This is a genomic window from Providencia sp. PROV080 (assembly GCF_033688105.1).
Lineage (GTDB): Bacteria > Pseudomonadota > Gammaproteobacteria > Enterobacterales > Enterobacteriaceae > Providencia > Providencia zhejiangensis.
Map to the genome: position 1 here is coordinate 22,182 of NZ_CP096346.1, position 21,664 is coordinate 43,845.

15 protein-coding genes are annotated in these 21,664 nt (G+C 42.6%); 5 read left to right on the forward strand and 10 right to left on the reverse strand.

The genetic code is table 11. The features are described 5' to 3' along the window. The first annotated feature begins 7 nt into the window (after positions 1-7). The 3 genes from M1F03_RS00085 (at position 8) to M1F03_RS00095 (ending at position 8,206) form a co-directional block, all read left to right on the forward strand. Complete coding sequence (locus M1F03_RS00085; RefSeq protein ID WP_318840046.1) at positions 8-4,945, forward strand: DNA repair ATPase; 4,938 nt, start codon at positions 8-10, stop codon at positions 4,943-4,945. A gap of 2 nt (positions 4,946-4,947) precedes the next feature. Continuing rightward, positions 4,948-5,523, forward strand: a complete 576-nt coding sequence (locus tag M1F03_RS00090; RefSeq protein WP_154622060.1) for a rhomboid family intramembrane serine protease — start codon at positions 4,948-4,950, stop codon at positions 5,521-5,523. Between the two features lie 166 nt (positions 5,524-5,689). Continuing rightward, positions 5,690-8,206, forward strand: coding sequence for a penicillin acylase family protein (locus M1F03_RS00095; RefSeq protein WP_375097481.1), 2,517 nt, complete (start codon positions 5,690-5,692; stop codon positions 8,204-8,206). Between the two features lie 34 nt (positions 8,207-8,240). Here the strand turns inward: M1F03_RS00095 and M1F03_RS00100 are convergent, their stop codons facing one another. Beyond that, positions 8,241-8,903: a helix-turn-helix transcriptional regulator gene (locus M1F03_RS00100; RefSeq protein ID WP_154623586.1), complete on the reverse strand. Its 663-nt coding sequence runs from the start codon at positions 8,901-8,903 to the stop codon at positions 8,241-8,243. A 74-nt stretch (positions 8,904-8,977) separates the two neighbouring features. Between M1F03_RS00100 and M1F03_RS00105 the strand changes: the two genes are divergently transcribed. Next, entirely contained in the window at positions 8,978-10,387 is a 1,410-nt protein-coding gene (locus M1F03_RS00105; protein ID WP_163860452.1) for an MFS transporter, read from the forward strand. A gap of 106 nt (positions 10,388-10,493) precedes the next feature. Here M1F03_RS00105 and M1F03_RS00110 read toward each other — a convergent pair whose 3' ends face one another. Continuing rightward, positions 10,494-11,975, reverse strand: coding sequence for an MFS transporter (locus tag M1F03_RS00110; protein ID WP_154623588.1), 1,482 nt, complete (start codon positions 11,973-11,975; stop codon positions 10,494-10,496). Positions 11,976-12,070: 95 nt separating this feature from the next. Here M1F03_RS00110 and M1F03_RS00115 point away from each other — a divergent pair, with 95 nt between their 5' ends. Continuing rightward, positions 12,071-12,607, forward strand: coding sequence for a TetR/AcrR family transcriptional regulator (locus tag M1F03_RS00115; protein WP_154623589.1), 537 nt, complete (start codon positions 12,071-12,073; stop codon positions 12,605-12,607). Positions 12,608-12,782: 175 nt separating this feature from the next. Here the strand turns inward: M1F03_RS00115 and glmS are convergent, their stop codons facing one another. The 8 genes from glmS to atpF form a co-directional block, all read right to left on the reverse strand. Then, positions 12,783-14,615, reverse strand: coding sequence for a glutamine--fructose-6-phosphate transaminase (isomerizing) (gene glmS / locus M1F03_RS00120; RefSeq protein WP_154623590.1), 1,833 nt, complete (start codon positions 14,613-14,615; stop codon positions 12,783-12,785). A gap of 171 nt (positions 14,616-14,786) precedes the next feature. After that, positions 14,787-16,157, reverse strand: a complete 1,371-nt coding sequence (glmU, locus tag M1F03_RS00125) for a bifunctional UDP-N-acetylglucosamine diphosphorylase/glucosamine-1-phosphate N-acetyltransferase GlmU (protein ID WP_154623591.1) — start codon at positions 16,155-16,157, stop codon at positions 14,787-14,789. Positions 16,158-16,283: 126 nt separating this feature from the next. Beyond that, a complete protein-coding gene (locus M1F03_RS00130) occupies positions 16,284-16,709 on the reverse strand; it encodes a F0F1 ATP synthase subunit epsilon (RefSeq protein ID WP_154623592.1) in 426 nt (141 codons plus the stop codon). A 21-nt stretch (positions 16,710-16,730) separates the two neighbouring features. Then, entirely contained in the window at positions 16,731-18,113 is a 1,383-nt protein-coding gene (gene atpD / locus M1F03_RS00135) for a F0F1 ATP synthase subunit beta (RefSeq protein ID WP_154623593.1), read from the reverse strand. A 34-nt stretch (positions 18,114-18,147) separates the two neighbouring features. Then, positions 18,148-19,011, reverse strand: a complete 864-nt coding sequence (atpG, locus tag M1F03_RS00140) for a F0F1 ATP synthase subunit gamma (RefSeq protein WP_154623594.1) — start codon at positions 19,009-19,011, stop codon at positions 18,148-18,150. A 55-nt stretch (positions 19,012-19,066) separates the two neighbouring features. Beyond that, complete coding sequence (atpA, locus tag M1F03_RS00145; RefSeq protein WP_154623595.1) at positions 19,067-20,608, reverse strand: F0F1 ATP synthase subunit alpha; 1,542 nt, start codon at positions 20,606-20,608, stop codon at positions 19,067-19,069. A 14-nt stretch (positions 20,609-20,622) separates the two neighbouring features. Further along, positions 20,623-21,156, reverse strand: coding sequence for a F0F1 ATP synthase subunit delta (gene atpH / locus M1F03_RS00150; RefSeq protein WP_154623596.1), 534 nt, complete (start codon positions 21,154-21,156; stop codon positions 20,623-20,625). 12 nt (positions 21,157-21,168) lie between these two features. Continuing rightward, positions 21,169-21,639, reverse strand: coding sequence for a F0F1 ATP synthase subunit B (atpF, locus tag M1F03_RS00155; RefSeq protein ID WP_163860454.1), 471 nt, complete (start codon positions 21,637-21,639; stop codon positions 21,169-21,171). Positions 21,640-21,664 lie beyond the last annotated feature (25 nt).

Consider the following 21,664-nt stretch of genomic DNA (forward strand, 5'->3'; position numbering starts at 1 on the left):
GCGATACATGTCAATTCAGGAAACAGATCACGAGCAGGAAATACTGGATAGCGCGGTTGCACAAGGTGGCGCATATGAAATATTACGCAAACGCCTCACCGAGCAAGGGCAACAGCTTCATCAAAAAGCAGTGCAGCTCAATGACAGTCGTTTGCAAGAGTTCGGCCAAAGCCAAATGGATATTATTGGTCGTATCCGTATTCGCACAGAAAACAATTGCCAAGCAAGGGATATTGTTCGTGTCGGTGAATGGCTTCTGTTTGGTTATAACGTCTTCTTAGGTCTCAAAAAAGAAACCCACATTGAAGATGTGTTTTCACTGTATCGGCTAATCGATAACCACGGTGAATTTGATGTTGAAGAAGCCCCTTATGAAGGGACATTCCTGAGTGATCCTCGCTTTACCCAAGACTTTACCGAGTTATATACCTACTACAAAAATACCCAACTGCTACAGCTCGTCGAGCGTGATGGAAAACTGTTAGCTAGTTTCCAAATTGGCGATCGTATCACCGATGTCAGGGTCTTCCGCTGGTCTATCTCCAGTGATAAAAGCAAAATCGACTATATCGATAACCGAGGTGAACGTGATATCGCACTACCTCCAGCCTATGATTTCGAATGGGTTAAAACCACGCGTGAAAATACGGTAAATGGCCGATTTCCACATATTAATATTTTAGATACCGTCTTCGTCGAAACTATCGGGGGTGATCTCACGATTAAGTGTGAAAATAACACGGAAGATGGTCTCGGAATTTATCGAGAAGCGGTTTTAGATAAAAACCAATCCCTCGATGATGCGCAGATTGAATATGCTCAAACTGGCAGCCTTATCTTATTAAAGATATTACCTTATCGGGAAGAAAGTTGGCGCTATCTCGTTTACAACACGCTCACTCAAACCGTTCAACGGATTGATGCTATTGGCCAAGCATGTGTGCAGTTACCTGAAGATCACGGCATTATTTTCCCTGGTGGCTATTATCTACAAAATGGTGAATACAAAACCTTTGACCAACCCATGGATGGCATGCGCTTTCGCCGTTTACGTCGCTCCCCCAATGGTGAAGATGTTCTCTATGTGTTCTATTCACCAAATCAAGGCCGCATTGCCTTATTTAACTACAACTTGATTGAGCGAAAACTGGCTATTCCGCTGATCGGGCATGGTTATGCCATGCTTGAAGATGGAAAAATGGTGTTATTTGAAGGTGAAGGAGATGAAGCCACTCGTGTTCATCCTATGCAAGTCTGGCAAACACCGTTTTATTCCGAAGAATTTGCAGATCAACAACCTCCACGTAGTGGCTTTTTTGGTCGCATTGGTAATGCTGACCTTGTGCGCGGTATTTCAGAAATCTTACATATCGCCAAAGAAATTGAAGGTAATCAAGTTTCCGTTACCCGTTACGAACAACTGAGCCAGCAGCCCAAAAACTTGCTGGATATCTATTATTGGTTCAATGACGAACCGTGTTTAGGTATTGGTAAATTACTCAAAGAGATCACGCAAACTAGCGAATTGGTCTTAGATGAGTATGAAAAAGTCGAGAGTATCCGCCAGCAATCAGCAAAATCGATGAGCGAAGCGGTTAGTCGACAAAAATCGTTGATTTCTTTAACCCTTCCTGAAAGCTGGAATGATATTCAACAGTTTGTTGATGGGTTAAATGCACTGAGTGCACAGCGTGGTCATCTGATTTCTCTACGCGAATTCCGTTATATGGATTTAGCAAAGCTCGCACAAATGGAAGAGGAAATCACCGAAGCGCAGCAATATGTTTCCCAATCGACAGCGACGTTCCTAGCCAGTGACAAAGCGCTACAACCGTTTAAAACGCAACTCGCTACGTTTGAAGAACAGGTGGAGAACGCCCAAAATAGCGCTCAGTTAGATATCCCAATGAATGGCATGGAAAAAATGTCTGCCGACTTGGATATGCTATCGAACTTAATGGCCTCTCTAAAATTTGACGATGTGACCCAGCAAACCCATATTATTGATGCTATTTCACAAATTTATGCTCAATTAAATCAGTCTCGCGCTCGCTTACAACAAAAACGTAAATCCCAAAGCAGTGTTGAAACGGTCGCCCAATTCGGCGCACAATTCCGCTTATTCAGCCAAGGTATTACCAACGCGCTCTCTCTTTCTACAGATCCTGAACGTTGTGATGACCAATTGTCACGATTATTAGTGCAGTTAGAGGAATTAGAAAGCCAATTCAGTCATCATGATCAATTTCTCGATGATATTCTCTCTAAACGCGAAGAGTTGTTAGAAACCTTTGAATCACACAAGCAAACGCTACTGGATGAACGCCAGCGCCGTTCACAAAATTTACAAACCGCAGCAGAGCGTTTATTAGAAAGTCTACAGCGTCGTACTTCACGCTTGCTGTCACAAGATGAACTCAATGCCTTTTTTGCTTCTGATCCATTAGCAGCAAAAACCCGCGAAATCATTGAAAAGCTGAGAGAAATCAACGATAACGTCAAGGCTGACGATATTGATGCTAAATTGAAGGCTGCACGTGACCAAGCAATTCGTACACTGAGAGATAAAACAGATATATTTGAAGATGGCGGTAATGTCATTAAATTAGGGCCTCGCCATCGCTTTAGCGTTAATACCCAAGAGCTTGATTTAACCATTTTACCTAAAGATAACCAGCTTTGGTTGTATCTCACAGGAACAGATTTCCAAGAACCGATAGATAATCCACAGTTATCCAAATTGCAGCCTTATTGGACTGCAATGCTTGAATCTGAATCGGATAATGTGTACAGAGCTGAATATCTTGCCTATTCAATTATCTATGCAGCAAGCAAACGCCAAGATGGACTCGACTATAATAGTCTCAAGTCAGCGTTATCTGTACCAGAGAAATTAGAAAAAATTGTCCGTGACTTCGCAGCTCCCCGCTATAAAGAAGGTTACGAAAAGGGAATTCATGATCATGACGCTATAGCGATTTTGAAAAAGTTAATTCCGGTTGGTGAAAGTGCCGATTTACTGCGTTATAACCCAACATCGCGAGCAATTGCGGCGATTTTCTGGGAAAAAATGCAATCTCATGATTACCCAGCACTGTGGCCAGAGCGTGCCAGAACAGCGATTAATATTCAGCAATTATTTCACAATGATGATGCGTTACTGGATTTACAAGCTGAAATTGAGGCTGATATTAGCCTCTTTCTACAAGAACACCCTATCGCATGTGAAAGCTATCAACAAACTCAGGCAGCAGAGTATCTCAGTTTTGCTTTAGCGCGCACCCCTATCGAGTTAGTTTACAGTAAATATGCACGTGACTTAGTCGTCGCCTTACAGAGTCGATTAGAAGAAGCACATATGTGGATCGATTTTAATCGTTCACAACAGAACCTTTCAGATCGCTATGCTCAGCGCTGGGCCTTGATTCAAAATTGGTTAAAAGGGTTATGCTCAAATTCAGAATTTGCCCATCTCACGCCTTATATTCCTGGCGCAATCGCCATTATTATCTTAGATAAAGTCGCTTCTGCACGTTATAGTGAAGCGGATCTCTATTTCAAAGTGAGTGGTTTGCTTGGCGAGCATCCAATGATTGAGAACCAAACGCTGTCATTGAGCTTAGATAACTATTTCAGTCGCATGCGTCAGCAGAGAAAGCAATTTATACCGGCATTCCGTGAGTACCAAGCCCTACGCCAACGCATTGTTATTGATGAACGTCGTCGTTTGAAGTTGCATGAATTCAAAGCACGCCCGTTAAGCTCTTTTGTACGCAATAAGCTCATTAATGATGTCTATTTACCCATTATCGGCGACAATATGGCAAAACAAATCGGTGCTCTCGGTGAGGGCAAACGTACCGACTTGATGGGCCTACTTTTAATGATCTCCCCGCCGGGCTACGGAAAAACGACACTCATGGAGTATGTTGCTGACCGTCTAGGCCTAATTTTCATGAAAATTAACGGCCCTGCATTAGGTCATGAAGTGTTATCGCTCGACCCTGAACAAGCTCCCAATGCAACCGCAAGACAAGAGCTAGAAAAACTCAATTTAGCCTTAGAAATGGGCAATAATGTCATGCTGTATGTTGATGATATTCAGCATACCCATCCAGAGTTCTTACAGAAATTTATTTCTTTGTGTGATGGCACAAGACGCATTGAAGGGGTTTGGAAAGGAAAAACCAAAACATATGATATGCGCGGGAAAAAATTCTGTGTTGTTATGGCGGGTAACCCCTATACAGAATCCGGTGAAGTGTTCCGCATACCTGATATGCTTGCAAACCGAGCTGATATCTATAATTTAGGGGAAGTCCTTGGTGGCATGGATGATGCCTTTGCATTAAGCTACATTGAAAACAGTTTAACTTCAAATTCAGTATTGGCTCCACTTGCCTTACGTGACCTGAATGATCTCTACCTGCTCGTAGATAAGGCTATGGGGAAATCAATCTCCACCAATGCGTTAAACTACCCTTATTCAGATGCAGAAATCAGTGAGATCGTTGCAGTGATTAAGCATCTAATCACCTTGCGGGATATCGTGCTTAAAGTAAATCAGCAATATATCGCGAGTGCTGCGCAATCCGATAAATATCGAACTGAACCCGCCTTCCGCCTACAAGGTAGCTATCGCAACATGAATAAATTAGCTGAAAAAGTTTCATCCGTTATGAATGAGGAAGAACTTGAGCGTTTATTAGATGATCACTACCTAGGTGAAGCGCAATTACTCACGACAGGGGCTGAAGAGAATTTACTCAAACTAGCCGAGATCAGAGGTAGGCTTACTGAACAAGAAGCTGCGCGTTGGCAACAAATCAAGAAAGACTTCATGCGCAATAAAGCACTTGGTGGAGATAATGCCGATGTTGGTGATCGAGTTGTTGCCCAACTCGCCGATCTGGTTGAAAGCGTACAAGCACTAGGCCAGCACTGATGATGAAGCAATGGCTAAGCCAGCGTTTAAAATTACTCGCTATTTTAGCTGGGCTATTGGTTATCATCCAAGTAATCAATAGCCTAACCGGTTATGCTCTCACGCGCTTCGGTATTATCCCGCGAGAGGTAAATAGTTTAATTCGTATTCCACTTGCCCCCTTTATTCATGGTAGTTGGGGGCATTTACTGAGTAACCTACCACCTTTACTGATCCTCAGTGCAATCCTTATGCATAGAACTATTCGTGAATATGTATATGCCTCATCATTTATTATTATTACCAGCGGATTAGCAGTTTGGCTGGTTGGTCGCTATGCCATCCATGTGGGTGCAAGTGGTTGGATTTTTGGGCTTTGGGGACTACTGATTGCTCAAGGCTTCTTTAGACGCCAACTTGTCGATATCCTCATTGCATTATTGGTACTCTTTTATTTTGGTGCCATGGCAGCAGGCTTACTCCCTATTCATCAATATATTTCGACTGAGTCACATATAGCTGGTGCAATATCCGGCATTTTCTATGCTTGGTGGATTAATCGCCGTAAAAAAAAGCCCCTTTCATCTACAGAACGCTAATTTACAGCTAATGTGATTAGATTCACTTTTAATATTTTTTTATTTTTTATGTATCCTTTTTTATCTACTTAGTTCACATATTAATAATTTAACCATTATTTAACCCTTCATTTACAAATTAGTGATTGTTAGTCTCGTAATACAATAAAAAATGGAGGCTCATCTGATGAAGAAAAATAATATATTATCTGCAATGGTTATTTTTGGATTCGCAACACTTGCATCCACCAGCTATGCTGAACCGAATAAAATAAAGATAGATCGTGATAGCTACGGTGTTCCACATATCTATGCAGATGATGTTTATAGTCTTTTTTATGGTTATGGCTATGCCGTCGCCCAAGATAGACTTTTCCAAATGGAAATGGCCAAACGCAGTACACAAGGCACTGTTTCGGAAGTACTAGGTAAAGATTTCATTGCTTTTGACAAAGATATCCGCAGTAATTACTGGCCAGATTCTATCCATCAACAGATAGACAACCTTCCCAAAAAAGAACAAGATATTCTACGAGGCTACGCCGATGGCATGAACGCGTGGATAAAACAAGTCAATACCACACCTGATAAACTCATGCCTAAACAGTTCATGGATTATGGTTTTACCCCCTCTCAATGGAACAGTTTTGATGTTGCTATGATTATGGTCGGTACCATGGCTAACCGTTTCTCTGATATGAATAGTGAAATCGATAATTTAGCCTTATTAACCGCCTTAAAAGATAAATATGGTGAACAAAAAGGGTTAGCGGTATTCAACCAAATAAATTGGCTGAATAATCCTAATGCCCCCACCACTATTGACGCTCAAGAATTCACTTATCTAGATACAAAAAATAAAAACAATCAATCACAGGTGAATCAAATAGGTGATTATCGCCTAATGCCGCCGATGTTTGAACGTCCTGCTAAAGATGCCTCTGGCAAATTAATCGCATTAACAACACAGCAAAATAGTCAATTGATAGCCAAACAATATGCGCAAAGTGGTGCAAATGGCTTAGCGGGTTATCCAACAACAAGTAATATCTGGGTTGTCGGGAAAGCAAAAGCTGATGGTGCCAATGCAATTTTGCTAAACGGCCCACAATTTGGTTGGTTTAATCCTGCTTATACCTACGGGATTGGTTTACATGGCGCTGGTTTCGACTTAGTGGGTAACACCCCCTTCGCCTATCCCGCCATATTATTTGGTCATAATGGCAATATCGCGTGGGGATCAACGGCTGGCTTTGGGGATGGCGTTGATATATTTGCAGAAAAATTGGACCCACAACGCCCTGATTATTATCAACACCAAGGCCAATGGAAAAAAATGCTCAGCCGCCAAGAGATAATTAATGTGAAAGATGCCCCGTCCGTTACATTAGATATTTATCGAACGGTGCACGGTAATGTCATGAAAACAGATGATAATGCCAATATCGCGTACAGCAAGGCACGTGCATGGGATGGAAAAGAGGTCTCCTCTTTAATGGCATGGGTAAAACAAGCACAAGCCAAAAATTGGCAACAATGGCAAAATCAGGCACAGAACCAAGCCTTAACCATTAATTGGTATTATGCAGATAAAGACGGCAATATTGGTTATATCCATACTGGGCATTATCCTGAACGCCAAGAAAATCATGACCCTCGACTCCCCGTTCCCGGCACTGGTGAATGGGACTGGAAAGGCATGCAGCCCTTTGCTAATAACCCGAAAGTGTACAACCCTAAATCGGGTTATATTGCTAACTGGAATAATTCCCCAGCAAAAAATTACCCCGCGAGTGACTTGTTTGCGTTTTTATGGGGATCTGCTGATCGCGTCACAGAAATCAATAAGCTAATAGAATCAAAGCATCTGTTAAATCAAGAGGACATGTGGGATATTCTAAAACAGACGAGTCGTGTTGACCTGAATCATCGCCTATTTACCCCTTATATTCTGCGTGCGACACGCGATTTACCTGCCGATGACGATGCCGTAAAACTTGCATCTATTCTTAACCAATGGAATGGAATTAATTATCTTTCAAAAGAGGGCAAACATTATATTCAACCAGGCTCAGCAATATTGGATATTTGGCTAAAAGAGATGCTAAAAGCCACGCTGGGCCAAACAGTCCCCGCTCCTTTTGATAAATGGTATTTAGCCAGTGGCTATGAAACAACACAAGAAGGTCCTACAGGCTCATTAAATATTAGTACAGGCGCAAAAATCTTATATGAATCATTATTAGGGCAACAATCTGCTATTCCACAAGCTATTGACCTATTTTCAGGGAAATCACAAGATGATGTTATTCGCCAAGCATTACGTACAACTTATCAGCAAATGACCCAGCAATATGGTCATCATCCTGCGAGTTGGCAAACGCCAGCGACAGCACTAACTTTTAGAGCCAATAATTTCTTCGGTGTTCCTCAAGCTAATAGCGCAGAAAGTCTACACCAAAATGAATATCATAATCGAGGAACCGAAAATGACTTGATTGTGTTTACCGACGATAAGGTGAAAGCTTGGGATGTTGTTGCTCCAGGACAAAGCGGTTTTATTTCACCGCAAGGAAAACCATCTCCTCATTATCAAGACCAATTATCCCTTTATGAACAGTTTGAAAAAAAACCATTGTGGCTCACTGCTGAAGAATTGGCTCCCCATATCGAAACCAGTGAATTGATTGAAGTTACAAAATAGTCTCTCAACATGGCCGAGAGCAAACTCTCGGCCTTTATTTTATTTTCTGAATACGGTAAACACAGCGCCCACCACCATTGAGTAAATACTGCTCTCGCTCAATCGTAACTTCATCGCCCATAATTTCACGAAATAATTGTAATTCGGAGCGACAAAAATTTTGGCAAACAGTCGCCGCAGCACAGATTGGGCAATGGTTTTCAATTAATAACCAACTGTCCCCCTCTTGTTCAATACGTGCCATATAACCCTCTTCACTACGAATATCAGCTAATGCCTGTAGTCGTTCAATAAAAGGTCGCTGTGCACAACGAGATAGATATTTGGTTTTAATTGCACTTTCTCTTTGGCTAATCAGTTTTTCTAGCCCTTCATTCCCAAAAATACTTTTTACTGAATCAATGAGCTGCAACGTAAGCTGTGCATGCGTATCTGGAAAACGCTGATGTCCTAATTCAGTCAGCACCCAATTCTGCCTCGGTCGACCAGCACCTGTTTGAGAAGTGCACTGCACCCCCTCAACTAAACCTAGTGATAGCAATTTTTGAAGATGTTGGCGGACAGCTTCCCCCGTCATGGCTAAGTCTTTTGCAATCACAGCGGTTGAGATAGGCGCTTTAGTTTTGATACAAAACAACACTTTATCAACCGCTTGGCTGAGATTTAAATTATCAAAGTAATTACTTGCATTAATCATGATGCCACTCTAATATCCAAGCTAATACTTGGATATTAACTTTTTTTTAACTCTCTCGTCTAGCAGGTTTCGCTATGAGCAATGATCCATCAACGACAAATCAAGCCAAATGGGCTGATTTACTCAGTGGCACTAATGCATTACTGACTATCGCCCTTACTGGTGGTGTCGCACTCCATGCGATCAACATTTATATCGTTACAACGATTCTTCCGAGCATTGTCAATGATATCGGTGGCCTAGAATATTATGCATGGAATACCACCATATTTGTTGCCACCTCTATTGTCGGCTCAACATTATCAAGCAAAATCCTCAACCAATTAGGACCTAAATTTGCTTATTTAACCGCCTTATTTTTATTTTCATTAGGGTCGATTTGGTGTGCCGCTTCCCCTTCAATGCTAACGTTACTTGTCGGACGTGCGCTTCAAGGGCTAGGGGGCGGTATTTTATTTGCCTTAAGCTATGCATTAATTCGCATTGTTTTTACCGAAAATCTCTGGTCACGTGCTATGGGGGTCGTTTCCGGTATGTGGGGAATTGCCACGCTCTGTGGGCCTGCAATTGGTGGGATATTTGCCCAAGGTGGACATTGGCGCTGGGCTTTTTGGTCATTATTGCCAGTTGCTGTTTTTCTTACTTTAATTGTTATTAATCAATTACCTAAAAAAACAAACCAACAACCACAAACCAGTAAATTGCCTTTTCTTGCTATTACATTATTAGTTGCTTCTGTGTTAGCGATTTCGATCGGAAGTTTATCTCAAGAACTCATATTTAATGTCGTGGGTCTGCTAGTTGGCATCACCATGCTGATTACCATTGCTCTCATTGATGGTAAGCAAGGTAAACGCTTACTCCCTACAGGCACTTATTCATTCAAAAATCCGCTTGCTATCATTTACTTAACGATGAGTTTACTGGTTGGTGGTATGACAACGGAAATTTATGTCCCTTATTTCTTACAAACTATCCATCAATTTTCTCCATTATCAGCAGGTTATCTCACCGCAATTATGGCCGCAGGTTGGACAATTGGCGCATTACTCAGTGCGAATAAAACGGGGCCACTCGTATTAAAAATACTTCGTTTAGGCCCAATTATTATATTTATCTCATTAATCTTACTGGCTATTTTAACGCCTAATACAAAATTAGTGGATTCAATACTTCTGTTTGCCATCTATTTAATTGCCATGATGGGAGTTGGTCTAGGAATTGGTATTTGCTGGCCACATCTTGTTTTAAAGGTTTTTAATGTCGCCCCTAACGGCGAAGAGAATCTTGCATCCTCATCAATTATTACCGTTCAACTGTACGCAACAGCACTATCAGCAGCCTTAGTTGGTGTAGTCGTCAATAATAGTGGACTTATTAGCCCTGGAGGGTTAGCTGGAGCCCAACAAGCTTCAATCTGGTTATTTGCGCTATTTGCTATTTGCCCCTTCTTTGGTGCATTACTCATCAGAAAGATTCAATAACCCTGTAGGCCAAGAAGCAAATATGCATTCATTGCAGAGATAAATAAGAGATTATTATCACAATAGGGAAGTGTTTTTGATGGCACTTCCCTTTAATTATTAGCCTTTATGTTTTGCGAAAAAAATGAGGAATAACTAATGAGCAAAGAATCAAAATAATAATTGTTGATATCATTACGCCACCAAATGCTTGATCGAAAGCAGTATGCGCTTGGTTAATCAAGATATTTGCACTCTCTTGTGGCAAATGCTCCGCGATAATAAAAGCTTCATCAATGCTATCATAAGCTTTCTCATCCACCGCTAAGTTGTCTGGTAACGATAGCTTCATTGTATAAATGGCGCTCATCAATCCCCCCATAAAAGTCACCCCCAACACACTACCGATTTCATAAGCGACTTCTTCAATTGACGCTGCCATACCCGCTTTTTGATCAGGTGCATTCAACATCACTGTGGTTGAGGCGGTAGTAAAAATCACACCAAGACCAAAGCCAATCAAAAATAAGTATGCCAATAATATGAAACCGGTAGCAGTTTGGTAAACATAATTAAGGCCGATGACACCGATCAAGGTACAGACGAAACCAAATATTGTTAACCGTCTCTCGCCAATTTTATGTAATAACATTCCAGCTAATGGGCCAGCCAATACCGAGGCGATAGGGATAGGAATAATATACAGAGCCGCTTGAAACGGTGTATATCCCATCACAAGCTGTAATCTTTGGCTTAACAGAAGCTCGACGCCAACAATGATGACCATCGATAATATTGCCATTAAGATACCCGCACTAAAGCGTGGGTTAGCAAATAGCTTAAAATCAATCATTGGCGAATCAGATGACATTTGTCTACGGCTAAAGATACACAAGAACCAAACACCTATGATGCCTGCAACAATAAACGCCCACCAATTCGTATAAGGCTTACCAAGCTCTTTTAGGGCATAAATAGTACCAACTAACCCAATAAGCACTAACACAGAGCCGATATAATCGATTTTTTGTGAACCTTCTCCGCCACATTTAGGAATTAAAAAGTAAGCGAAAGGCAATACGAATAATACTACCGGTACATTAATTAAAAATACTGAGCCCCACCAAAAATGGTTAAGCAATATACCGCCAACGAGTGGACCGATAGCAGCGCCACCTGACGCAACAGCCGACCAAATCCCTATCGCAAGAGCACGCTCTTTTGGATCTAAAAAAACATGCCTAACAATTGATAACGTTGCGGGCATGCTCATTGCAGCCCCTACGGCCAAAAAGCCTCTTGATAAAATCAAGCTCAATGCAGTTGGGGAAAATGCCGCGCACAAAGAGGCGATGGCAAATAAAGGTAACCCTAAAAGAAACATCACCTTATGACCTATACGGTCACTAAGCATCCCCGCTGCCGGTAATAATCCCGCGACAATTAACGGATATGCATTCATAATCCATAATTTTTCGGAGGATGTGGCGCCTAAATCATGTGTTAATCGAGGTAGAGCCGTGTATAACACCGTTACATCGATCACAATGAGAAACAGTACACTTGATACTAAAAGTAAAATAATCCAGCGTTTATAATCAGCTAGCATAAAATCATCTCAACAAGTTTATTTAATCATCATTTATTAATGATTGTGCTACAATATAAATCCATACGTATGTATTGAAAAGAGGTTTTTGTTAAATGGGACGTCAACGAACAATCGATCGAGATAAAGTGCTCGATGCTGCTGAAGAGATTGTGCTCACACAAGGAGCCGCCGCTCTAACCATTGATGCCGTGGCCAAATCCATGGGAATTTCTAAAGGTGGTGTGCAATATTGCTTTGGTAACAAAGATGCTCTCATCGATGCGATGTTTGAACGTTGGGGATATACCTATGAACAAATATTCAATCGTGAAATAGAAAAAGATAATTCACCTGAGAATCGAATTAATGCCCATCGGCTCGCGACGTATGAACACGATAAAGTCGCTATGGCGAAAGGGGCAGCATTGATGGCAGCTTTATTACAAACGCCAGAATACCTAGAAAGTACACGTCATTGGTATCGCGACAGATTGCGTCATTTAGACACCTCGACCGAACAAGGAAAACGCGCTCGATTGATGTTTCTTGCCACTGAAGGTGCTTTTATGTTGCGCTATTTTGGATTGATGGAAATTGATGAAGATGAGTGGCAATCCATGTTTAACGATATGTCACGATTATTAAGCTAATCATCTCACAACTCAATGACAGGCTGCTAACCGCTGAATTATCGTCATCAATAATATCATCCTCTCTGACTACCCCAGAAAACCCTCGGTTTGATAACATTAAATAATAAAAAACCCGACTATATAATTAACGATATAATCGGGTTTAAGCTATTCACGTCTTTATCTCACAGTATTATTCAACTGTCACTGATTTAGCTAAGTTACGAGGCTGATCAACATCGGTTCCTTTGATCAACGCCACATGATAAGACAATAGCTGTAGTGGCACAGTATAGAAAATCGGTGCGATAAGCTCTTCAACATGTGGCAGAGAAATAATTTTCATATTTTCACTCGCCTCAAAGCCCGCATCTTGATCCGCAAATACATATAACAAGCCACCACGTGCACGAACTTCTTCAATGTTAGATTTTAATTTTTCTAACAGTTCATTGTTCGGTGCAATGATAATCACTGGCATATCTGCATCAATCAGTGCCAATGGGCCATGTTTTAACTCACCAGCTGCATAGGCTTCAGCATGAATATAAGAGATTTCTTTGAGCTTCAACGCCCCTTCAACGGCTATTGGGAACTGCTCGCCACGGCCAAGGAATAAGGCATGGTTTTTATCCGAGAAATCTTCCGCCAGCGCCTCAATCACTTTATCGTGAGATAACATACTTTCAATGCGTGCTGGTAACGCGTGTAACGCATTCGCGATGTTCTCTTCTAACTCTGGATTCGCGCCTTTAATGCGCCCCATATACGCAACCAACATCAACAGTACCGTTAATTGAGTGGTAAACGCTTTCGTTGAAGCAACCCCAATTTCAGCACCCGCCTTAGTCATTAAAGCAAAATCAGATTCACGCACTAGCGACGAACCCGCTACGTTACAAACTGCTAAAGATGTTAAGTAACCTAATTCTTTCGATAAACGTAACGCTGCTAATGTATCCGCGGTTTCACCTGACTGAGAAAGCGTAATCATTAAGCTGCCTTTACGGTGAGCAGGCTTACGATAGCGGTATTCAGAGGCAATCTCTACATCACAAGGAATTCCTGCTAAAGATTCAAACCAGTAACGAGCCACCATTCCCGCATTATAAGAGGTTCCACAAGCAACAATTTGAATATGCTCAACTTGCGATAAAATCTCTTCTGCTTTAGGGCCTAATTCACTAAGGTCGATACCATTGTCTTTACTAAAACGCCCTTCAAGGGTGTTTTTGATCGCCATTGGCTGCTCATAGATTTCTTTTTGCATATAGTGGCGATAAATACCTTTATCACCTGCATCGTATTGAACATTTGACTCTATTTGTTCACGTTCAACTGGTTCACCTTGATGATTAAAGACACGTACTGTACGGCGAGTCACTTCCGCAATATCCCCTTCTTCGAGATAAATAAAACGACGTGTCACAGGTAATAATGCCAGTTGATCCGATGCTAAGAAGTTTTCGCCAACACCGAGGCCAATAACTAATGGGCTTCCCGAGCGAGCAGCGACTAATAATTCAGGAGTACGGCTATCCATGATCACGGTACCATAGGCACCACGTAACTGAGGGATAACACGTTGAACAACTTCAACTAAAGAACCACCTTTTTGTTGCTCATGATGAACAAGGTGAGCAATCACTTCAGTATCAGTTTCAGAACTAAAGACATAACCGAGCTGTTTCAGCTCTTCTTTTAATTCCAGATAATTTTCAATAATGCCATTATGTACAACAGCAATAAAACCAGAAGTATGCGGATGAGCATTACGTTCGCTTGGAACACCATGAGTAGCCCAACGCGTATGCGCTATACCTGTACCGCCAGATACTGGGTTTTTCTCTGCTTCTTCCGCCAGCATTTGAACTTTACCGACTTCACGTAAACGCTGAAGATGACCTTCATGATCAACAACAGCCATACCTGCCGAGTCATAACCACGGTATTCAAGACGACGAAGACCTTCAATGAGAATTTCTGCGATATCACGTTGTGCGACAGCACCTACAATTCCACACATATTTAATTTATTCCTAAACAAAGAGCCGTAGCCCTTACGATGTCGCTACCTGATTGTTATTACAGCTTTTGCTGTTTCCCCGAGCCTTGTAGAGAATGGGGTTATTATATTTTTATCTATTTAATACTAATAAATGGAGGAGAAACTTCGTCTCCTCCTTTAAAATTTATCTTATTTTTTCTTGACTGGACGTTGCCAGTTTTTAATGTGCACTTGTTTAACACGGCTAACCACTAACTCACCTTCATTAATATCACGAGTGACTGTCGTGCCTGCACCAATGGTTGCGCCATTTGCAACAGAAACTGGCGCGATTAGCTGGGTATCCGATCCAACAAACACATCATCGCCGATGACCGTTTTATATTTATTCGCGCCATCGTAGTTACACGTAATCGTTCCTGCGCCAATATTTACATTATCACCCACTTCTGCATCACCTAAATAGGTCAAGTGGCCAGCCTTGGAGCCGAGGCCTAATGATGCATTTTTCATTTCAACAAAGTTGCCAACATGGGCTTTAGATGCCAATTTAGCACCAGGACGCAAACGAGCAAAAGGACCTACCGTACATTCGGTAGATAATTCAGAGTTTTCTATCACTGAATAAGGGCTGATCACTGAGTTATCACCAATAACACAGTTTTTCAAAATACAGCCAGATTGAATATGTACGTTATGACCTAAAGTGACATTTCCTTCAATGATCACGTTAGTATCAATGATCACATCTCGACCATGGGTTAAGGTTCCGCGAATATCGAAACGTTCAGGATCAATTAGCATCACGCCGGCTAGGAGTAATTTCTCTGCCTGCTCTTTTTGATAAACACGCTCAAGAGCCGCTAATTGTAAACGGTTATTGACCCCTTCCATTTCGCTCAAACGGCTAGGATGAACAGTTTCTATCTTATTACCTTCTTTATGTGCCAATGCAATAACATCAGTAATATAGTATTCACCTTGGGCATTATTGTTATTCAGTTGAGCTAACCAACGTTTGAAGTCTTTACCACTCGCAACCATGATCCCAGTATTGATTTCTTGAACCTTAAGTTGTTCTTCTGTAGCATCTTTTTGCTCAACAATACCAACAACTTCACCCTGTTCACGAATAATACGGCCATAACCCGTTGGGTTATCTAAAATCACCGTTAATAAACCAATCCCCCCTTTAGGCTTAGCATCAACCAAGCGCTGTAGGGTATCTTGAGCGATCAATGGCACATCGCCATAAAGCATAATGATGTCTTCATCGTCTTGAAAATGAGGCGCTGCTTGTTGCATGGCATGCCCTGTTCCCAATTGCTCTGCCTGCAAGACCCAATTAAGGTTTTGTTCACCCAATTTCTTTTTCAGTAAATCGCCACCATGCCCATAAACGAGATGGATGTCTGATGCCCCAATTGATTTTGCAGTATCAATAACATGCTGAACCATTGGTTTGCCTGCCAATAAATGCAAGACTTTAGGCAATTCTGAATACATTCGAGTGCCCTTACCAGCAGCAAGAATGACGACACTTTTTCTTTGCACAGTCATAATTTCCTGAAACTCCAACTTTAGGGTGAAAGTAAACCTATTTCCTACGTAAAATACTACATATTTCGCACAAATAAAAAAGCCAGTCAGGGATTAACCGACTGGCTTTTCTTTATACTGCCTTCATTACATCAGCTTTTTAGTTAACTCGATAACTCGAAGTTTCGCTATTGCTTTCGCAAGTTCTGCCGATGCCTGAGCATAATCAACATCACCGTGAGCTTTACGGACATGTTCTTCCGCTCTGCGTTTAGATTCCAGCGCACGCGCCTCATCTAAATCTTTACCACGGATAGCTGTATCAGCCAGCACGATAACGCCATTTGGTTGAACTTCTAAAATACCTCCGGAGAGGTAAATTAACTCTTCTTCACCAAACTGCTTAGTAATACGTACCATGCCCGGTTTTATGGCAGTCAGCAGTGGGGTGTGCTGTGGGTAAATACCCAGTTCACCTTCACTACCTGTCACCTGAATTTTTTGTACCAGTCCGTCAAACATCTGTTTTTCAGCACTGACAACTGTCAGGTGGTATGTCATTGCAGCTACCATATCAACCTCCCGTCAGCCAGATTAAAGCTTTTTAGCTTTTTCCACAGCTTCTTCAATGGTACCAACCATGTAGAACGCTTGTTCTGGCAGGTGGTCGTAATCGCCGTTCAGAATGCCTTTGAAGCCACGGATAGTGTCTTTCAGGGATACGAACTTACCTGGTGAACCAGTAAAGACTTCCGCAACGAAGAATGGTTGAGACAGGAAGCGCTGGATCTTACGAGCACGAGCAACAACCAGTTTGTCTTCTTCAGACAACTCATCCATACCTAGAATTGCAATGATATCTTTCAGTTCTTGGTAGCGCTGAAGGATAGACTGAACGCCACGTGCAACATCATAGTGCTCTTGACCAACAATGAGTGGATCAAGCTGACGGCTGGTGGAATCCAGAGGGTCAACCGCAGGGTAAATACCCAGAGAAGCGATTTGACGGCTCAGAACCACGGTTGCGTCCAAGTGAGCAAAGGTTGTTGCTGGTGATGGGTCAGTCAAGTCATCCGCAGGTACGTAAACAGCCTGTACTGAGGTGATAGAGCCCGTCTTAGTAGAAGTGATACGTTCTTGAAGAACACCCATCTCTTCTGCCAGTGTTGGCTGATAACCTACAGCTGAAGGCATACGACCTAACAGAGCGGATACTTCAGTACCTGCCAGTGTATAACGGTAGATGTTATCCACGAACAACAGAACATCACGGCCTTCGTCACGGAATTTTTCAGCCATAGTCAAACCAGTCAGTGCAACACGCAGACGGTTTCCTGGTGGCTCATTCATCTGACCATAAACCAGTGATACTTTGTCAAGAACGTTAGAATCCGTCATTTCATGATAGAAGTCGTTACCTTCACGGGTACGCTCACCAACACCAGCGAATACTGAGTAACCTGAGTGCTCAATCGCGATGTTACGGATAAGTTCCATCATGTTTACTGTTTTACCAACACCCGCACCACCGAACAGACCTACTTTACCACCTTTAGCGAATGGACAAATCAAGTCCATGACTTTAATACCGGTTTCTAGCAGTTCTGTTGAACTTGATAGTTCTTCGTAGCTTGGCGCTGCACGGTGGATAGACCAACGCTCTTCTTCGCCGATGTCACCTTTCATATCAATAGGGTCACCTAGAACGTTCATGATACGTCCTAAAGTTGCTTTACCTACTGGTACTTCAATTGGGTGCTCTAAGTTTTTAACTTCTAAACCACGGCTTAGGCCATCTGATGTCCCCATTGCGATACAACGGACAACACCACCGCCTAACTGTTGCTGAACTTCCAGCACCAGTTTTTCTTTACCGTTAATAACCTCAAGAGCATCGTACACTTTTGGTACTTCATCTTGAGGGAACTCGACGTCCACAACGGCGCCGATTACCTGGATAATCTTTCCAGTAGCCATCTTGAATCCTCTACGTAATTCGTAAACCTAGCTGTTAAACCGCGGCAGCACCCGAAACAATTTCGGTAAGCTCCTGAGTAATGCTGGCCTGACGAGCTTTGTTGTAAACCAACTGCAACTCTTTGATCAGGTTTCCACCATTATCGGTAGCTGCTTTCATTGCTACCATTCGTGCGGCCTGCTCACTAGCCAGGTTTTCAACGACGCCCTGATAAACCTGCGACTCGATATAACGACGCAGCAGGGTATCCAGCAACGCCTTAGGATCGGGTTCATATAAATAATCCCAAGATTTTTTCTTCAAGGTTTCATCATTACTTTCAGGTAATGGAAGAAGTTGAAGAATAGTTGGCTCCTGAGACATTGTATTGATGAACTTATTGGTCACCACATACAGTTTATCCAAACGCCCTTCATCATAGGCTTGTAGCATAGAGTTAACTGGACCGATCAAATCAGAAAGCGTTGGGTTATCCCCCATTCCTGTAACCTGAGTGACGACATTGCCGCCGACAGATCCAAAGAATGAAACTGCTTTAGAACCGATCAAAGCCAAATCAACTTGAACGCCTTTTTCAGACCATGTTTTCATGTCTGATAGTAGTTTTTTGAACAGGTTAATGTTCAAACCACCACACAAACCACGGTCTGTAGAAACAACCAAATACCCAACACGCTTAACTTCACGCTCTTCAAGGTATGGGTGTTTATATTCCAGATTACCTAACGCAAGGTGACCAATCACACTGCGCATAGTTTCTGCATAAGGACGGCTGGCCGCCATGCGTTCCTGCGTTTTACGCATTTTGGACGCCGCGACCATTTCCATCGCTTTAGTGATCTTCTGCGTGTTTTGCACGCTGGCGATCTTGGAACGTATCTCTTTTGCGCCGGCCATTTCTGCTTCTCCTTATTAACCAGACGGCCCATTAAAATTCACGGGCCGAATAGTATTACCAGGACTGAGTTGCTTTAAATGATTCGAGCAGTTGTTTCAACTTACTTTCGATATCATCGTTATAGTTACCCGCCGGGCCGATTTGATTCATAAGGTCAGCATGCTCGCGCAATGCATAAGAAACTAATGCAGCTTCAAATGCACCAATTTTCGCTAACTCAACATCTTCCAAATATCCACGTTCTGCCGCAAACAGAGACAGTGCCTGCTCTGCAACTGACATTGGTGCATATTGTTTCTGTTTCAGCAATTCAGTTACTTTCTGACCATGGCTCAACTGCTTACGCGTAGCGTCATCAAGGTCTGAAGCAAACTGGGAGAATGCTGCCAGTTCACGATACTGAGCGAGTGCTGTACGGATACCACCAGACAGTTTCTTGATAATTTTTGTCTGAGCAGCACCACCAACACGCGAGACTGAAATACCTGGGTTAACCGCTGGACGAATACCAGAGTTAAACAGGTTAGATTCCAGGAAGATCTGACCATCTGTAATCGAAATTACGTTAGTCGGAACGAATGCAGAAACGTCACCAGCCTGAGTTTCAATGATAGGCAACGCTGTCAATGAACCCGTTTTACCTTTAACTTCGCCTTTTGTGAAGTTTTCAACATACTCAGCGTTAACACGAGCAGCACGCTCCAGCAAACGTGAATGCAGATAGAAAACATCACCAGGGTAAGCTTCACGTCCAGGTGGACGACGTAGCAACAGAGAAATCTGACGATACGCAACGGCTTGTTTAGACAGGTCATCATAAACAATCAGTGCATCTTCACCACGGTCACGGAAGTATTCACCCATCGCACAACCAGAGTATGGTGCTAAATATTGCAGAGCAGCTGATTCAGATGCCGTTGCAACAACAACGATGGTATTTGCCAGTGCGCCATGTTCTTCTAGTTTACGAACAACGTTAGAAATTGTTGACGCTTTCTGACCGATAGCGACGTAAACACATTTGATGCCTGAGTCGCGTTGGTTGATGATTGCATCGATTGCCAAAGCAGTTTTACCTGTTTGACGGTCACCGATAACAAGCTCACGCTGACCACGACCGATAGGAATCATCGCATCGACTGATTTATAACCAGTTTGTACAGGCTGATCAACCGATTGACGGTCGATAACACCTGGAGCAATGACTTCTACAGGAGAGAAACCATCGTGCTCAACAGGGCCTTTACCATCAATAGGCTCACCCAGTGTATTCACTACACGTCCTAGCAGGCCACGGCCAACTGGAACTTCAAGAATACGACCAGTACATTTTACTTTCATGCCTTCTGCTAAATCAGCATAAGGACCCATTACAACAGCACCAACGGAGTCGCGCTCCAAGTTCAATGCAATTGCATAACGGTTGCCAGGCAGTGCGATCATTTCACCCTGCATGACTTCGGCTAAACCGTGAATACGAATGATACCGTCACTAACGGATACAATCGTACCTTCGTTGTGAGCTTCACTCACAACATCGAACTGAGCAATACGCTGTTTGATCAGTTCGCTGATTTCGGTGGAATTCAGTTGCATATGCTCCAGTCCCCTTAAGACTGCAAGACGTCAGTTAAACGCTCTAAGCGACCGCGGACACTCCCGTCAATAACGAGGTCTCCAGCACGAATAATCACTCCAGCAATAACAGACTTATCAATTTTGCAATTCAGCTTAACTTTGCGTGACAGACGTTTTTCCATCGCTGCAGAAATTTTGGCTAACTGCTGTTCATTCAGTTCGTTGGCAGAAATTACATCAACTTCAATCGTTGATTCCATGGTATCACGCAATTGGATAAATTGAGTTAATACTTCTGGTAGCGTACTTAGACGCCCGTTTTCAGCCATAATACGAATCAGATTTTGAACATGCTCGTCAATTTCATCTCCACAAACAGAGATAAACGTTTTTGCTAATCTTTCTGGCGCAATAGAACCAGAAAGTAGCTCACCAACCTGTTCATTGCGCGTCACCTCAGAGGTGAAGGCCAGCATATTTTGCCATTTTTCAACAGACTGGTTTTCCACAGCAAAGTCAAAAGCTGCTTTGGCGTAGGGGCGAGCTACAGTAGCGATTTCAGACATGCCCCTCCCTCCTTACAGTTCAGCGACTAGTTTATCAACGATGTCGCTGTTAGCAGCTTCATCCACGGAACGTTCAATGATCTTCTCGGCACCTGCGACAGCAAGCATCGCAACCTGTTTACGTAGCTCTTCACGTGCACGTTTGCGCTCAGCATCAATTTCTGCTTGAGCTTGTGCGACGATTTTTGCACGTTCTGTTTCAGCTTCTGCTTTGGCTTCTTCAATCATCTGGCTGCGTTGTTTATTCGCTTGTTCGATGATGACCTGAGCTTCTGCTTTTGCTTTTTTCAGTCGGTCGGTTGCGTCGGTTTGCGCCAGTTCCAGGTTCTTTTTAGCACGTTCTGCGGAAGATAAACCGTCAGCAATTTCTTTTTGACGTTTTTCTATGGCCGCCATAATCGGTGGCCATACATACTTCATACAGAACCAAACAAACAGGACAAACGCGATAGCCTGGCCGAGGATTGTTGCATTTAGATTCACAGACAATACCTCTTGTTAATTAATA

What these genes read in the sequence shown, in the direction of transcription:
- M1F03_RS00115 (WP_154623589.1), top strand. Translation starts at nt 12,071, where the DNA reads ATGGGACGTCAACGAACAATCGATCGAGATAAAGTGCTCGATGCTGCT.
- atpH (WP_154623596.1), bottom strand. Translation starts at nt 21,156, where the DNA reads ATGTCTGAAATCGCTACTGTAGCTCGCCCCTACGCCAAAGCAGCTTTT.
- M1F03_RS00090 (WP_154622060.1), top strand. Translation starts at nt 4,948, where the DNA reads ATGAAGCAATGGCTAAGCCAGCGTTTAAAATTACTCGCTATTTTAGCT.
- atpA (WP_154623595.1), bottom strand. Translation starts at nt 20,608, where the DNA reads ATGCAACTGAATTCCACCGAAATCAGCGAACTGATCAAACAGCGTATT.
- M1F03_RS00085 (WP_318840046.1), top strand. Translation starts at nt 8, where the DNA reads ATGTCAATTCAGGAAACAGATCACGAGCAGGAAATACTGGATAGCGCG.
- atpD (WP_154623593.1), bottom strand. Translation starts at nt 18,113, where the DNA reads ATGGCTACTGGAAAGATTATCCAGGTAATCGGCGCCGTTGTGGACGTC.
- glmS (WP_154623590.1), bottom strand. Translation starts at nt 14,615, where the DNA reads ATGTGTGGAATTGTAGGTGCTGTCGCACAACGTGATATCGCAGAAATT.
- atpG (WP_154623594.1), bottom strand. Translation starts at nt 19,011, where the DNA reads ATGGCCGGCGCAAAAGAGATACGTTCCAAGATCGCCAGCGTGCAAAAC.
- M1F03_RS00130 (WP_154623592.1), bottom strand. Translation starts at nt 16,709, where the DNA reads ATGGTAGCTGCAATGACATACCACCTGACAGTTGTCAGTGCTGAAAAA.
- M1F03_RS00110 (WP_154623588.1), bottom strand. Translation starts at nt 11,975, where the DNA reads ATGCTAGCTGATTATAAACGCTGGATTATTTTACTTTTAGTATCAAGT.
- M1F03_RS00105 (WP_163860452.1), top strand. Translation starts at nt 8,978, where the DNA reads ATGAGCAATGATCCATCAACGACAAATCAAGCCAAATGGGCTGATTTA.
- glmU (WP_154623591.1), bottom strand. Translation starts at nt 16,157, where the DNA reads ATGACTGTGCAAAGAAAAAGTGTCGTCATTCTTGCTGCTGGTAAGGGC.
- M1F03_RS00100 (WP_154623586.1), bottom strand. Translation starts at nt 8,903, where the DNA reads ATGATTAATGCAAGTAATTACTTTGATAATTTAAATCTCAGCCAAGCG.
- M1F03_RS00095 (WP_375097481.1), top strand. Translation starts at nt 5,690, where the DNA reads ATGAAGAAAAATAATATATTATCTGCAATGGTTATTTTTGGATTCGCA.